General features: G+C 63.6%; 12 protein-coding genes. 3 read left to right on the forward strand and 9 right to left on the reverse strand.

The window, feature by feature from the left end; all coding sequences use genetic code 11:
* The first annotated feature begins 639 nt into the window (after positions 1 to 639).
* The 3 genes from QQL28_RS24330 (at position 640) to QQL28_RS24340 (ending at position 4,041) form a co-directional block, all read left to right on the forward strand.
* Complete coding sequence (locus tag QQL28_RS24330) at positions 640 to 2,904, forward strand: PAS domain S-box protein (protein WP_284269307.1); 2,265 nt, start codon at positions 640 to 642, stop codon at positions 2,902 to 2,904.
* Positions 2,901 to 3,572, forward strand: coding sequence for a response regulator transcription factor (locus QQL28_RS24335; protein WP_284269309.1), 672 nt, complete (start codon positions 2,901 to 2,903; stop codon positions 3,570 to 3,572). The genes QQL28_RS24330 and QQL28_RS24335 overlap by 4 nt, the downstream gene beginning before the upstream one ends.
* Before the next feature lie 82 nt (positions 3,573 to 3,654).
* Entirely contained in the window at positions 3,655 to 4,041 is a 387-nt protein-coding gene (locus QQL28_RS24340) for a response regulator transcription factor (RefSeq protein ID WP_284269310.1), read from the forward strand.
* A gap of 36 nt (positions 4,042 to 4,077) precedes the next feature.
* Here the strand turns inward: QQL28_RS24340 and QQL28_RS24345 are convergent, their stop codons facing one another.
* From QQL28_RS24345 to QQL28_RS24385, 9 genes are all read right to left on the reverse strand, one after another.
* Positions 4,078 to 5,049, reverse strand: a complete 972-nt coding sequence (locus tag QQL28_RS24345) for a tripartite tricarboxylate transporter substrate binding protein BugD (RefSeq protein WP_284269312.1) — start codon at positions 5,047 to 5,049, stop codon at positions 4,078 to 4,080.
* Positions 5,050 to 5,254: 205 nt separating this feature from the next.
* Complete coding sequence (locus tag QQL28_RS24350; protein ID WP_284269314.1) at positions 5,255 to 6,496, reverse strand: threonine synthase; 1,242 nt, start codon at positions 6,494 to 6,496, stop codon at positions 5,255 to 5,257.
* A gap of 120 nt (positions 6,497 to 6,616) precedes the next feature.
* Positions 6,617 to 8,038, reverse strand: coding sequence for a dihydrolipoyl dehydrogenase (lpdA, locus tag QQL28_RS24355; RefSeq protein ID WP_284269316.1), 1,422 nt, complete (start codon positions 8,036 to 8,038; stop codon positions 6,617 to 6,619).
* 145 nt (positions 8,039 to 8,183) lie between these two features.
* Positions 8,184 to 9,524 carry a pyruvate dehydrogenase complex dihydrolipoamide acetyltransferase gene (locus tag QQL28_RS24360; protein ID WP_284269317.1) on the reverse strand — a complete coding sequence of 447 codons (1,341 nt, stop codon included), beginning with the start codon at positions 9,522 to 9,524 and terminating at the stop codon, positions 8,184 to 8,186.
* Between the two features lie 66 nt (positions 9,525 to 9,590).
* Positions 9,591 to 10,043 carry a nucleoside deaminase gene (locus tag QQL28_RS24365; protein WP_284269318.1) on the reverse strand — a complete coding sequence of 151 codons (453 nt, stop codon included), beginning with the start codon at positions 10,041 to 10,043 and terminating at the stop codon, positions 9,591 to 9,593.
* A gap of 2 nt (positions 10,044 to 10,045) precedes the next feature.
* Positions 10,046 to 10,351 carry a DUF5076 domain-containing protein gene (locus tag QQL28_RS24370; protein WP_284269320.1) on the reverse strand — a complete coding sequence of 102 codons (306 nt, stop codon included), beginning with the start codon at positions 10,349 to 10,351 and terminating at the stop codon, positions 10,046 to 10,048.
* Between the two features lie 3 nt (positions 10,352 to 10,354).
* Positions 10,355 to 11,734, reverse strand: coding sequence for a pyruvate dehydrogenase complex E1 component subunit beta (locus QQL28_RS24375; RefSeq protein ID WP_284269322.1), 1,380 nt, complete (start codon positions 11,732 to 11,734; stop codon positions 10,355 to 10,357).
* A gap of 29 nt (positions 11,735 to 11,763) precedes the next feature.
* Complete coding sequence (gene pdhA / locus QQL28_RS24380) at positions 11,764 to 12,786, reverse strand: pyruvate dehydrogenase (acetyl-transferring) E1 component subunit alpha (protein WP_284269323.1); 1,023 nt, start codon at positions 12,784 to 12,786, stop codon at positions 11,764 to 11,766.
* A 168-nt stretch (positions 12,787 to 12,954) separates the two neighbouring features.
* A complete protein-coding gene (locus QQL28_RS24385) occupies positions 12,955 to 14,340 on the reverse strand; it encodes a glycerophosphodiester phosphodiesterase family protein (protein WP_284269325.1) in 1,386 nt (461 codons plus the stop codon).
* Positions 14,341 to 14,514: the final 174 nt, after the last annotated feature.

Below are 14,514 nucleotides of genomic sequence, written 5' to 3' on the forward strand. Positions count from 1 at the left end.
TCTTCCTTCGAATTCACGTGCGTGCTGGATCGCGGAAATCGCCGTTTCGCCGTCGCAGCGCGCACACAGACGAAACGCGGCACAGGCGTCGTAATGGTCCGCCAGATCCTGCGGAACGTACGGGCAACGGGCGCAGAGCTTCACTCTCATCGCGACCTCCCGAGTAACGCAGCGGCTTGGTCTTTCTTCCTGCGTCTGTCGGTGAGATCGCTCGAACCGTACGCTTGAGACCCGGTTCTTTCGCGATCGCCGCCAGCGGCAGCACAATCGACCTTTCCCGATCGGTCATGAGGCTAGTCCGTCAGCAACGATTTGCTCAATTGTACGGAAGTAAATGACCGACATGACTAGGGATGGGCGAGCTATACCTAGGTTTGTCCCGTAGTTGCCCGGGGCCTTGGACTTGCATTTTCGCAACGAGACGGAGCACGATGTGCCGGTTGCACGGCTTCCGCGAACTCCTGGCCAGCATAGCCGGCGCTTGGTTCGCGGCGACGAGCAGCATGGCGAGCCGCAAGTTCGAAGGCGGCACGTCGTCCCGTCGCCATCGACCCGACTCTTTGGTCGGGGGGAATTGCCGATGCTGTTGCAACGTGGTCTACTTGGATTCACCGCAGAGATGAGCCGGGACCGTCTGCGATGAAGCCTGGCCAGATAGCAAAAATCTGGAAGTCAGCCGCGCAATTCGCCTTTGGTTGCGCTGTGCTCGCGCTGGTGACCGCGGCCTGTTTCTTCCTCCAGATCGGACTCGCCGCGACCGCGTTCTGCTATCTCGTGGTGATTCTGCTGTTCGCACTCCTGGACAGCTTCCTGGCCTCCGGTCTCCTCACTCTCCTCGCCGTTGCGGCGCTCGATTTCTTCGCTGCCCCGCCCCTCTTTGATTTCCGTATCTCCGATCCGCGGGACCACCTCGTGATCGTTCCCTTCCTTCTCGCATGCCTGATCGGGTCGGGGTTGATTCAGCAGGCCCGCAGCGAACGGCGAGTTGGCCCCATCAAGCCGAGCCTCAAATCCAACGATGCGGATTTGCGCGAGGCGGTGAAGCAATGGCAGCAGGTCTTCGAGCACAACCCGGTCATGTATTTCATGGTCGATCCTGCCGGAACTGTGGTGAACGTGAACACGTTCGGTGCCGCGCAACTGGGCTATGCGCCGGCAGAGTTGATCGGCCAATCGGTGCTGGGGGTGTTCTTCGAGGAAGACCGCGACTTCGTCCGCCAGTGCGTTGCGCTGTGCCTTGGGACTGTTGGAGAGGCACACACCTGGGAAATCCGGAAGGTGCGCAAGGACGGCTCGGTGCTGTGGGTGCGCGAGAACGCCAAGGCCATGCTGAGAGCCGATGGCAAGCCGATCGTGCTGGTCGCCTGCGAGAATATCACCGAGCGCAAGGAAACGGAGAATGCGCTGCGACAGAGCGAGGCTTACCTCGCCCAGGCGCAGGAATTGAGCCACACCGGCAGCTTCGGCTGGAAGGCCGCGACCGGCGAGATCACCTGGTCGAAGGAGACGTACCGCATCTTCCAATGCGACGAGTCTGAGAAGCCCACGATCCCATTCATGCTCGAGCGTATCCATCCGGACGACAGGCTCCCGGTGCGGCGAGCCACGGGGTACGCGATGCGCGAGGGTCGCGATTACGATCACGAATACCGGCTCCTGATGCCCGACGGCGCCGTGAAATATGTACGCGCGGTGGCCCGCGCCACGCGAGACGCCGGCGGTAGCGTCGAATTCGTTGGCTCGGTCAGTGATGTCACCCCGGCCAAAGAGGCAGAGCGGCGACTGCGCGAAAGCGAGCAGCGCTTCCGCGACTATGCCGAAACTGCGTCCGACTGGTTCTGGGAGACCGGGCCCGACCATCGCGTCACCCGTGTTTCCGAACACCCTGAAACGGCCGGCATGGCCCCTTCCTGGGCGGTCGGGCTCACACGCTGGGATATTGCTCCAGATGCCGCGCTCCAGCCTGAGAAGTGGCAACAGCATCGGGCGGCACTCGACGCCCACGTGCCGTTTCGCGACCTGGTGTACCGCAGCAAGGACCGGAACGGACACCCGACCTATGTTCGCACCAGCGGCAAACCGTTCTTCGACGCCAACGGCAATTTCCTCGGCTATCGTGGCGTCTGCTCCGATGTGACCGCGGACATCCGCGCCGACCAGGCCGAAGAGGCGTTGCGCAAAGCACAGACCGAGCTCGCCCACGTGACGCGCGTCACGACGCTCGGCGAGCTGACCGCCTCGATTGCTCACGAGATCAATCAGCCCCTCGCCGCCGTGATGGCCAATGCCGACGCGTGCATCGGCTGGCTGCAGCGCAGCCCCCCCGACCTGAAAGGGGCACGCCGGTCGGTGGAGTGGATCATCGAGGATGGCAACCGTGCCAGCGAGGTGATCCGTCACGTCCGGGCACTTGCCAAGAGAACCGACATCGAGATGGTTCCCCTCGACGTCAACCGGGTCGTTCGCGAGGCGGTCACGCTCGTTCAGCGCGAGATGGCCACCCACGCTGTATCGGTGCGAATGGAGTTGAAATCAGTACTGCCCAATATTTTCGGCGACCGAATCCAGCTACAGCAGGTGCTGATCAACCTGATCATGAATGGGATCGAAGCGATGGAAGGCGTCACGGACCGCCCGCGTGAGCTGGTGATCCGCTCCGATCCGGATACAAACGGATCAGTGCTGGTGAGTGTGACGGATCGCGGGATCGGCATTTCTGCCGATACGATTGATCGTATGTTCACACCGTTCTTCACCACCAAATCCAGCGGCCTCGGCATGGGACTCTCGATCTGCCGTTCCATCGTCGAGGCCCACGGCGGACGGCTTTCGGCCTCGCCAAATGAGGGACGCGGCGCGACGTTTCAGATCACACTGCCCTTGCATCAGGAGGAAGCGTCGTGACCGAGCGCCCCGCCCCCTCCTTGCCGCAGGCGGGCGACAATGAGCCGATCGTCCTGGTGGTCGACGACGACCCGTCGGTGCGGCGGGCGCTTACCAATCTCTTTGAATCGGTCGGCCTCAAGGTCGCGGCATTCGGCTCGGCGCAGGAGATCCTGCAAAGCAAGCCGCCGGAGGTCCCCAGCTGCCTGGTGCTCGACATCCGTCTGCCGGGACTGAGCGGCCTCGACCTGCAGGCCGATCTCGCCAAGGCAAACATCCACACACCCATCATCTTCATCACCGGCCACGGCGATATTCCCATGACCGTCCGGGCCATGAAGAGTGGCGCGGTCGACTTCCTGACCAAGCCGGTGCGCGACCAGGACATGCTGGACGCGGTCCAGGCCGCGATCGAGCGCGATCGCAAGCGCCGCGAGATCGAGAAAACCGTGTCGAACGTCAGGTCCCGCTTCGAGTCCCTCACCCCGCGGGAACGGGACGTGCTGTCCCTGGTCGCGTCCGGCAAGATGAACAAGCACGTGGCCGCCGAGCTGGGATTGGCCGAAATCACCGTCAAGATCTATCGTGGCCAGATCATGCGGAAGATGGGTGCCAAGTCGCTGGCCGAGCTGGTCAAAATGAACGAGGCCCTCGGGATTCAGCCCCCCAAGCGGGACGACCAAACCTAAGTATGAGTTCCAAATCTCGCTTGATGGGCCCACCTTGGTTCCTGGTCGCCGTGCGACGGCAAGCAGCTCGGGAGCGGACGTTTTGTCAGCGCCTTCAGTGATTTCGGTGCTCGACGATGATCCCTATGTGCGGGCCGCGATCGACAATCTTCTGGCGTCGCGCGGATACGTCGTCCACACATTCGCCTCGGCCGAAGAGTTCTTGGGCTCGACCGATCTCAACGGCGCCAGTTGCGTGATCGCGGACGTGCAGATGCCGGTCATCAGCGGGATCGACCTGTTGACGCAGATGCGCACCCAGGGCTCGGCCACGCCGTTCATATTCATTACGGCCTTTCCGGATGAGGGCGTGCGCACGCGTGCGCTAAGGGCCGGTGCACTCTGCTTCCTTGGCAAGCCGTTCGCCACCTCGGAGCTGATGCAGTGCCTGGAGATGGCGCTGGGAGGACGCGGGGACGCCACGGCGTGATGCCGTACGCATGAGCCCCGCCTCAATCCACCTTCCTCAATCCACCTTGATGTCCGCCGCCTTGATGATCGGCCACCACTTTGCGATCTCGGCCTTCTGCCGCGCGCCGAGCGCTTCGGGAGTGAGCTGGTCCTGCGGCGGCATTTCGAGGCCGAGATTTTCCATCTGCTTCTTCACGGCGGCATCGCCGAGCGCCTCCACCACCGCGGCGTTGAGCTTCTTCACGATCTCACGCGGCGTGCCCTTGGGCACCCACATGCCCGACCACAGCGTCATCTGAAAGCCCTTCAGTCCAGCCTCATCGGCGGTCGGAATCTCCGGCGCGGACGCGAGGCGCTTGTCGTCGCTGATCGCGTAGGCACGGATGGTGCCGGCGCGGACCTGATTGATGGAGTTGGAGGTCTGGTCGACGATGATGTCGATCTGGCCGGCGATCAGGTCGTTCAGCGCCGGCCCCGTGCCGCGATAGGGTACATATTGCAGCTTGATGCCGGAGGCGCTCTCGAAATAGACGCCGGCGATGTGGCTGCCGGAACCCGCACCGGCCGTGCCCGCGGTCGCGGGCGCCGGGCGCGACTTCAGCCAGGCGAGAAGCTCTTTCAGCGATGTCGCCGGCACTGCGTTCTTGCTGACGACGATCATGGGGTTGCTCGGCAGCAAGACCACCGGCTCGAGGTCGGCGACGAGATCGTAAGGGAGCTTGTAGACCGCGCCGTTGGCCACGTGCGTGCCGAGATGGCCGAAGGAGATCGTGTAGCCGTCTGGCGCCGAATGGACGGCGCGCCCCACCCCGATCGAGCCGCCGGCGCCGGTGACGTTCTCGACCACCACGGCCTGGCCCAGCGTCGCCCGCATGCGCTCGGCCAGCACGCGCGCCATCGCATCAGACGGCCCGCCGGCCGCGAACGGCACGATGATGGTGATGGGACGCGCGGGGTAGGCGCCGGCGCGCGCGGCGCCGGTCAATGCGAGAATACCGATCAGCCCGGCCCAGACGGCCTTCTTCATTGTTCTCTCCCCAGCGATTCCTGTTTTTCTTCACCTCGCCCCGCTTGTGGGGAGAGGTCGAATTGCGAAGCAATTCAGGTGAAGGGGAGCCTCCGCGAGTCCTTCTGCCACCGTGTTTGCGGGAAACAGGCCCCTCACCCCAACCCTCCCAGCGCGAGCGAAGCTCGTCGCGCCCCCGTAAGAACGGGGGAGAGGGAGAAGCAGGTCAGAACTGCGAAAAGTCGATCGGCTTGTGGCGGTCGAGCGTGCGGGTGACCGGCGGCAGCGGATATTTCAGGCCGGTCGCGCAGTTGAACAGCATCACGCGATCATTCTTGGTAACGCGGCCGTCAGCAAGGCTCTGCTTGTAGGCGGCGTAGGTCGCGGCCCCCTCGGGACACAAGAGCAGCCCCTCCTCGCGCGCGACCTCGTTCAGCGCCGACGAAATCTTGTCATCATCGACTGCAATGGCAAAGCCCTTGCTCTCGCGCACGGCACGCAGGATGAGGAAATCGCCGATCGCCTGCGGCACGCGGATGCCTGAGGCAATGGTGTGGGCGTCCTCCCAGCGCGCCGCATGCTCGGTGCCCTCCTCATAGGCCCGCACCATTGGCGCACAGCCGGACGCCTGCACTGCGACCATGCGCGGGCGCTTGGCTCCGATGAAGCCGATCTTCTCGAGCTCATCAAACGCCTTCCACATGCCGATGAGGCCGGTGCCGCCGCCGGTCGGATAGAAGATCACGTCGGGCACGTCCCAGCCGAGTTGCTCGGCGAGCTCAAGCCCCATCGTCTTCTTGCCCTCGATCCGGTACGGCTCCTTCAGCGTCGAGGTGTCGAACCAGCCGACCTTGGCCTTGCCCTCGCCGACGATCTTGCCGCAATCGTCGATATAGCCGTTGACGCGGTAGACGGTCGCGCCCTGCAGCTCGATCTCGCTGACATTCACCTCGGGCGTATCGGCCGGGCAGAAGATCGTGGTCTTGATGCCGCAGCTTGTTGCGTAAGCGGCAAGCGCCGCGCCGGCATTGCCGTTGGTCGGCATCGCCATGTGCTTGATACCGAGCCCCTTGCCCATCGACACCGCCATCACGAGGCCGCGCGCCTTGAACGAGCCGGTCGGCAGCCGCCCCTCGTCCTTGACAATGATCTCGCCGCCGCCGAGCTTTTGCGACAGTTTTGGCAGCCGGATCAGCGGCGTCGTGACCTCCCCGAGCGAAACGATGTCCCGGCATTTGCGCACCGGCAGCAGCTCGCGATAGCGCCACATGTCGCCAGGACGCTGGCTGAGCGCGTCCTTGGTCAGCGCCTTCTTCACCCCAGCGAGGTCATAGCGCACCAGCAATGGCTTGCCGGCCTTGGAGAGGTTGTGGACCTGGTCGGCCGGATAATGATCGCCTTCCATCGCGCATTCGAGATGCGTGACGAAGGTCGGGCGCTCGATGGTGAGGTTGTCGTTGTCGCGCACGGGTTGGTTTCCTTCTTATTCTGTAAACGGCTCTTTCAGCTCGTCATTGCGAGCGAAGCAATCCAGACTGCCTCTGCGGGAAGACTCTGGATTGCTTCGCTTCGCTCGCATTGACGGCGGTCAAATATTCAGCACCCGCCCGTAGGCATCCAGCACGGCTTCCTTCATCATCTCCGACAGGGTCGGATGCGGGAAGACCGTGTGCATAAGCTCTTCTTCCGTGGTCTCCAGATTCATCGCGACCACGTAGCCCTGGATCAGCTCGGTGACCTCCGCGCCGATCATGTGGGCGCCCAGCAACTGCCCGGTCTTCTTGTCGAAGATCACCTTGACGAGGCCCTGGTCCTCGCCAAGCGCAATCGCCTTACCGTTGCCGACAAAGGGGAAGCGGCCGACGCGGATCTCGCGGCCGTTCTCTTTCGCCTTCGCCTCCGTGAGGCCAACGGACGCGACCTGCGGATGGCAATAGGTGCAGCCCGGGATCATGTTCTTGTCCATGGCGTGCGGATGCAGGCCCTTGATCGCTTCCACGCAGATCACGCCCTCATGCTCGGCCTTGTGAGCGAGCATAGGCGGACCGGCGACGTCGCCGATGGCGTAGATGCCGGGGACGTTGGTCTTGCCGTAGCCGTCGATGACGATGCAGCCGCGATCGGTTTTGACGCCGAGCTTTTCGAGGCCGAGATTCTCGATATTGCCGACGACGCCGACGGCGGAGATCACCCGCTCGAACTCGGTCGTGACAGGCTTGCCCTTGCCATCATCGATGGTGGCGACGACGCTGTCGGCCTTTTTCTCGAGCTTCGTCACCTTGGTCGAGGACATGATCTTGATGCCCATCTTCTCGAAGCGTTTTCGCGCGAGACCCGCGATCTCGGCGTCCTCGACGGGCAGGATCTGCGGCAGCACCTCGACCACGGTGACGTCGGAGCCCATGGTGTGGAAGAAGGAGGCGAACTCGATGCCGATGGCGCCCGAGCCGACCACCAGCAGCGACTTCGGAATCCGCTCCGGGATCATGGCCTCGAAATAGGTCCAGACCAGCTTCTTGTCGGGCTCCAGTCCCGGCAGCACGCGCGGCCGTGCGCCGGTCGCAATGATGATGTGCTTGGCCTGATAGGTCCCCTCGCCCAGCGAGCCCTTCGGCCCTTCGACGTCGGACTTCTTCACCGTGACCTTGCCGGGCGCGTCGATCGAGGCCGCGCCCCAGATCACGCTGACCTTGTTCTTCTTCATCAGGAAGCCGACGCCGTCGTTCAGCCGCTTCGAGACGCCGCGCGAACGCTGCACCACCGCCTTCGGATCGAACGAGACCTTCTCCGCCGACAGGCCGTAGTCCTTGGCGTGCTGCATGTAGTGGTAGATCTCGGCCGAGCGCAGCAGCGCCTTGGTCGGGATGCAGCCCCAGTTCAGGCAGATGCCACCGAGATAGGATTTTTCGACGATCGCGGTCTTGAGGCCGAGCTGCGCGGCGCGAATCGCGGTGACGTAGCCGCCGGGACCGGAGCCGATGATGATGACGTCGAAGGATGTGTCGGCCATGCTGTACGCTCGTTCCCATCGTTCAACCGGTTTGATTGTTCCGGTTCGTCATTGCGAGGAGCTCTTGCGACGAAGCAATCCAGTCTGCCGGTCACGTCCTGGACTGCTTCGCTTCGCTCGCAATGACGACGCAAATTCGGGTTCGTCACACCATCATCATGACGGGGTTTTCGATCAGCTGCTTGAACGCGCCGATCAGCTCGGCGCCGAGCGCGCCGTCGATGGCGCGGTGATCGCAGGACAGCGTCACGCTCATCATCTGCGCGATCTCGATCTTGCCACTCCGCACCACCGGCCGCTCCTCACTGGTACCAACTGCGAGGATCGTCGCATGCGGCGGGTTGATCACCGCGGTGAAGTCCTTGATGCCGAACATGCCGAGGTTGGAGACGGCCGTGGTGCCGCCCTGGTACTCCTCGGGCTTCAGCTTGCGCGAGCGCGCACGTGTTGCGAAATCCTTCATCTCGTTGGAGATGGTCGACAGCGTCTTGGTCTCAGCCTTGCGAATGATCGGGGTGATCAGGCCGCCCGGCATCGCCACGGCGACGCCGACGTCGGAATGGTGGTGCTTGACCATGCCGGACTCGGTCCAGCTCACATTGCAGTTCGGGATCTTCTGGAGCGCGACCGCCATCGCCTTGATGACGAAGTCGTTGACCGAGATCTTGTAGAGCGGCTTCTTCTCCTTGTCCTTTGGAGCTGCCGCATTGATCTCCTCGCGCGCGACGAGCAGCTTGCCGATGTCGCAGTCAATGGTGAGATAGAAATGCGGGACGTTCTGGATCGACGCGGTCAGGCGCTGCGCGATGGTGCGGCGCATGCCGTCATGCGGGACGATGTCATAGGAGCCTGGTTCGAACAGCGCCAGAATCTGCTTGTCCGACATGGTCGGCGCGATCGAGGGCGCGGCTGACGGCGCTGCCGCCGGTGCCTTGAGGCCCTTGCCCGACTTGGCCTGCTCGACGTCGCGTGCAACGACGCGGCCGTGCGGGCCGGTGCCGGTGACCATTGAAATCTGGATGCCCGCGTCCTTGGCGAGGCGGCGCGCCAGCGGCGACGAGAACACGCGGCCGCCCTGCCCGTTGGTCTGAGCGGCCGGCGCTGCGGGAGCAGCCGCCGGTGCCGGAGCGGCCTGCGGCGCAGCCGGAGCGGGGGCTGGCGCAGCGGCCGCCGGGGCCTCAGCAGCCTTCGGAGGTGCGGCGGAGGCGCTCGGCTTGGCAGCGCCCGCGGCCTTCACGTCCTCGCCCTCGCCGGCAAGCACGGCGATGACATCGTTCACCGGCACGTCCTGGGTGCCCTCGGGCACCAGGATCTTGGCGATCGTGCCTTCGTCGATCGCCTCGACCTCCATGGTGGCCTTGTCGGTCTCGATCTCGGCGATGACGTCGCCGGATTTGACCTTGTCGCCCTCTTTCTTCAGCCACTTGGCGAGGTTGCCCTTCTCCATCGTCGGCGAGAGAGCGGGCATCAGGATGTTGATGGGCATGCTGACCTCACGAAGAACTTCTCAAAATGTCGTCTCCCGACCCACCGGAAGACGAACAGACCAGGATTAGTTGCCGATGTCGCCCTGCCACAGGCGCTCATTGGCGGGATTGGAACGCCACGTCTTCATCATGGCGATGGAGCGGTCGTCGGCAAGATCGATCCAGGGGATGCCGAACTTGTCGAGAATGTCCTTGGAGCCCGGGAAGGTGACGGACTCGCCGATCACCGCCAGCGAGACCTTGAACAGTCCGAGCGCGCCCGCACACATCGAGCATGGCGACAACGTGGTGTACATGACGGTGTCGTGGAACGAGATTAAGCCCGCATCGCGCAGGCAGCTCATCTCGCCGTGCAGGATGACGTTCTTCTCCTGCACGCGGTTGTTGTGGCCGCGGGCGATGATCTTCCTGTCGCGCGTCAGCACGGCGCCGATCGGCAGGCCGCCTTGCGCAATGGAGGCCTCGGCCTCGCGGATCGCCTCCAGCATGAGATCGTAGTGAAAGGGTTCGATCGCCACGCTCAGTGCCCCTTCTGCCCGCGCGGCGTCGTGGTACCGAGGTCGGTCGGACGCTCGATCTCGGCCTCGAACATGTCGAGGATCCGGCCAAGCGCCTCCTCCTCGCTCATATCGCTCTCACGCGCATAGGCGCGCGCGGCGTGGCGGGCGAGATCGACGAGCAGAAGGCCCCACATGTCGGGCTCCTCGAAGGCACGTTGGAACGCCATCGACAGCCCGCCGTCGAGCACGAACACGCGCAGAATCTCGATCGCGTCCTCGCGTCCAATCACGTCAGGCGGAAGTGGCTGTTCCTTGGGCCCTGCCATGGTCTACCTGTAGCAGACGGCTTTGGCGGCCTCGACCACTTCGGCTGCCGAGGGCAGCGCCAGCTTCTCCAGGTTCGCGGCATAGGGCATCGGCACGTCCTTGCCGGACACGCGCGTGACCGGCGCGTCCAGATAGTCGAAGGCATGCTCCATGATGCGCGCGGCGATCTCGGCGCCGACGCCGCTCTGGGCCCAGCCCTCCTCCACCGTGACGGCACGTCCGGTCTTCTTCACGGAGTTGATGATGGTCTCGGTGTCCATCGGCCGCAGCGTGCGCAGGTCGATCACCTCGGCCTCGATGCCGTCCTTGGCGAGCTCATCGGCAGCCTTGAGCGCATAGGTCATGCCGTTCGACCACGAGATGATCGTGACGTGGCTGCCCGAGCGCACGATGCGCGCCTTGCCGATCGGGATCACATAGTCGTCGAGCTTCGGCACTTCGCCGGTGTGGCCATAGAGAACTTCGTTCTCGAGGAAGATCACCGGATTGGGATCGCGGATCGCGGCCTTGAGCAGGCCCTTGGCATCCGCGGCCGAGTACGGCGCGATCACCTTGAGGCCCGGAATGTGCGAGTACCAGGACGAGTAATCCTGGCTGTGCTGGGCGGCGACGCGCGCAGCGGCGCCGTTGGGGCCGCGGAACACGATCGAGCAGCCCATCTGGCCGCCGGACATATAGAGCGTCTTGGCGGCGGAGTTGATGATCTGGTCCATCGCCTGCATGGCGAAGTTGAAGGTCATGAACTCGACGATCGGCTTCAGGCCGGCCATCGCCGCACCGACGCCGATGCCGGCGAAGCCATGCTCGGTAATCGGCGTATCGATGACGCGCTTGGCGCCGAATTCCTGGAGCAGGCCCTGCGTAACCTTGTAGGCGCCCTGATATTCGGCGACCTCCTCGCCCATGACGAAGACGTCCGCATCGCGGCGCATCTCTTCGGCCATGGCATCGCGCAGCGCGTCGCGGACGGTCTGCTTCACCATCTCGGTGCCGGCAGGCACTTCGGGATCGGGCTCGGCGACGGCCTGCGGAGCGGAAGGCGCAGCGGACTTCGGCGCGGGAGCCTCGGCCTTGGCGGGCGGGGCTTCTGCGGCCGGCTTCGCAGGCGCTGGCGCTTTCGCAAGATCAGCGGCGCTCTCGCCGTCGGCGAGAATCGTCGCGATCGGCGTATTCACGGCAACGTCGGCGGTGCCTTCGGGGATCAGGATCTTGCCGAGCGTGCCCTCATCGGTCGCCTCGACCTCCATGGTCGCCTTGTCGGTCTCGATCTCGGCGATCACGTCGCCCGACTTGATCGTCTCGCCCTCTTTTTTCAGCCATTTGGCGAGGTTGCCCTTTTCCATCGTGGGCGACAGCGCGGGCATCAGCACTTGAATTGGCATATCGGCTCCAAAAAAAAGCTTGCGCGCTTTTAGCGGTAAACGTCGGTCCAGAGCTCGGCAGCATCCGGCTCGGGATCATGCTGGGCAAAGTCGGCGGAGGCGTTGACGATGTCGCGAACCTCGGCGTCGATCGCCTTCAGATCCTGCTCGCTCACCTTGGCGGCCAGGAGGCGGTTGCGCACCTGCTCGATCGGGTCCTGATCGTGGCGGACCTTCTCGACCTCCTCGCGCGTGCGGTATTTTGCAGGGTCCGACATCGAGTGGCCGCGGTAGCGGTAGGTCTGCATCTCCAGGATCACCGGCCCTTTGCCGGCGCGGCACCAGGCGACCGCTTCATCGGCCGCGGCCTTCACCGCGCGGACGTCCATGCCGTCGACCTGATGACCGGGGATGTTGAAGGACAGGCCGCGCTTGGAGAAGTCCTGCTGCGCCGAGGCGCGCGACACTGCCGTGCCCATGGCGTAGCGGTTGTTCTCGATGACGAAGATCACCGGCAGCTTCCAGAGCTCTGCCATGTTGAAGCTCTCATAGACCTGGCCCTGGTTCGCCGCACCGTCGCCGAAATAGGTGACGGCGACGTTGTCGTTGCCGCGATAATGGTTGGCGAAGGCGAGACCCGCGCCGAGCGAGACCTGGGCGCCGACGATGCCGTGGCCGCCGTAAAACTTCTTCTCCACGCTGAACATGTGCATGGAGCCGCCCTTGCCCTTGGAATAGCCGCCGCGACGCCCGGTGAGTTCGGCCATGACGCCGTTGGCCTCCATGCCGGTGGCGAGCATGTGGCCGTGGTCACGATAGCCGGTGATGACCTGGTCGCCGTCCTTCAGCGCCATCTGCATGCCGACCACCACGGCCTCCTGGCCGATATAGAGGTGGCAGAAGCCGCCGATCGCACCCATGCCGTAGAGCTGACCGGCCTTCTCCTCGAACCGCCGGATCAGGAGCATGTCGCGGAGCGCCTTGAGCTCCTGCTCTCTCGTGAATTCCGGGGGCGAACCGCCATTGGTCTTGTCTTGGGGAGCGCTTGCGGCGGCTTTCTTGGGTGCGGCCATTGGAATTCCGGGTCAGAGAAAACTAAGCCCTCTCTAACCTAACTCAATCGCGTGTGAAAGCACCGCAGCGACATGGCGTGACATTCATTATGCCGCACTGCAACGTGACCGAAATATTGCAAAATCTTTGGCACCGATCGGGCAACAATTGCTCCCCCGAAGCTGGGCTCACCAGCCCAGCTCTCGCAGATAGGCTGCGCGGGCGGCAACTCCGGTATGCGTGAAGTCGGTAAATACCCCATCCACGCCGAGACGGAAGAATTTTAGATATTCAAGGCTTGGATCGCCGTGATAGTCGGCCGCCAGATACTTCTTCTCGTTTCGGAACGTGAAGACGTGCACGAACAGGCCGAGCTTGTGCGCGTCGGCAACGAGGCTGGTTGCTTCCTGTGTCGAAGCCTGCGGCGTCGATCCCTTGTAGGGCGTGCCATCGGCGTTGCTGTCCTTCCATGGCGAGATCTTGAGCGGAACGATGTAAGGCTTCCACGGACCAATGCCGTCGGCATAGGTCTTGATCTCCGCAAGGCCCTCAGGGGTCAGCATCGCATCGTACAGGCGCGCATCACCCGAAGTCGTCCAGTCGAACGGACGCGAATTGGTGATGTTGTCATTGAGGACCTTGCCGGCCTTGAAGTCGACGCCGTTGCCATCGATGAGCTGGACCTGCCGCGTCTCCAGGCCGTGGCTGCGCATATATTTCAGGCTGCCGGGCTCGAAGCTCTGAACGAGGATAGGAGCTTCCTTCGAGTTGAGGCCGTTGTCCTTGATGATCTTGATCAGGGCATCCTCGAGCGGGTGGCTGCCGGGCGCGCCGCAGCCATTGGCGATCGCCTGGGCATTGTTCCAGGTCGGATTCTTGGTTTCCGGATAGACGAGGATGGGACGCCCCGTTTCCTTGCTCTTGGCCTTGGCGATGTCGATGATGTCCTGGAAACTGATGACCGGGAGCTTGCCGTTGAACACCTTCGGCCGTTCGTTGGCCGCGTCATAGGTGGTGCCGGCGATCCAGTCCTTCAGCTCGGCCATGGTGAAGTCGGTGATCGACCAATCATTGCTGTGGTCCTCGCCGTCCACGATCAGCGATTTAAGGACCGATTTGGGGTCGGACGGATTGGTGAGATCCGTGAGATAATCAGCAGGCGTGCTGGCGGAAGATGGGGCCTTGACGCGCACACCGGTCACCGTGCGCTTGCGGGCCGCGACCGCCGCATTGGTCTTCGCTACCTCGGCCACGTTGGTATTGTCGGCCAGCCAAGGGTTGTGACGTGCGACGAGTACACAATCCTTGGTGAGGTGCAGGTCCTCTTCGAGCGCGTCGGTTCCGAGGGCTGCGGCAAGGTCATACGAGGCCTCGGTCTCTTCAGGAACCAGCCCCGGCAGGCCGCGATGCCCGAGGATCAGTGGCGGCTTTCCGTCAAGGGTCAGGAAGTTCTTGGCGCCGGCTGGCGCCGAGCCGGTCTGTGCGAAGGCCATCGATGGCGGGAGGAACGCCAAAGCCGCGCCGAACAGCACCGCTCCAGCACGCAGATTCCGTCCTGAACGAGAGTTCTTCATGGCCGAGCCTCCGTCTTTTGCCTGGCATCGCTTCGAATGCCACTAGCGCCAAGCTGAATGGATCGGCGCTCTCGTCTTCTTGTCTCAATTTTCTGACAGACGGATGACGGCGGGCTGGGTCGACAAAAGCTGCTGTGATGCACAGGGCATGCGCGGATCGGCGATCCAGAAGCG

Source organism: Bradyrhizobium iriomotense (genome assembly GCF_030160715.1).
Classification (GTDB): Bacteria; Pseudomonadota; Alphaproteobacteria; order Rhizobiales; family Xanthobacteraceae; genus Bradyrhizobium; species Bradyrhizobium iriomotense.

Bases quoted from the DNA above. Each gene is read 5' to 3' on its own strand.
- lpdA (WP_284269316.1), bottom strand. From the start codon at position 8,038: ATGGCCGACACATCCTTCGACGTCATCATCATCGGCTCCGGTCCCGGC.
- QQL28_RS24345 (WP_284269312.1), bottom strand. From the start codon at position 5,049: ATGAAGAAGGCCGTCTGGGCCGGGCTGATCGGTATTCTCGCATTGACC.
- QQL28_RS24375 (WP_284269322.1), bottom strand. From the start codon at position 11,734: ATGCCAATTCAAGTGCTGATGCCCGCGCTGTCGCCCACGATGGAAAAG.
- QQL28_RS24330 (WP_284269307.1), top strand. From the start codon at position 640: ATGAAGCCTGGCCAGATAGCAAAAATCTGGAAGTCAGCCGCGCAATTC.
- pdhA (WP_284269323.1), bottom strand. From the start codon at position 12,786: ATGGCCGCACCCAAGAAAGCCGCCGCAAGCGCTCCCCAAGACAAGACC.
- QQL28_RS24370 (WP_284269320.1), bottom strand. From the start codon at position 10,351: ATGGCAGGGCCCAAGGAACAGCCACTTCCGCCTGACGTGATTGGACGC.
- QQL28_RS24360 (WP_284269317.1), bottom strand. From the start codon at position 9,524: ATGCCCATCAACATCCTGATGCCCGCTCTCTCGCCGACGATGGAGAAG.
- QQL28_RS24385 (WP_284269325.1), bottom strand. From the start codon at position 14,340: ATGAAGAACTCTCGTTCAGGACGGAATCTGCGTGCTGGAGCGGTGCTG.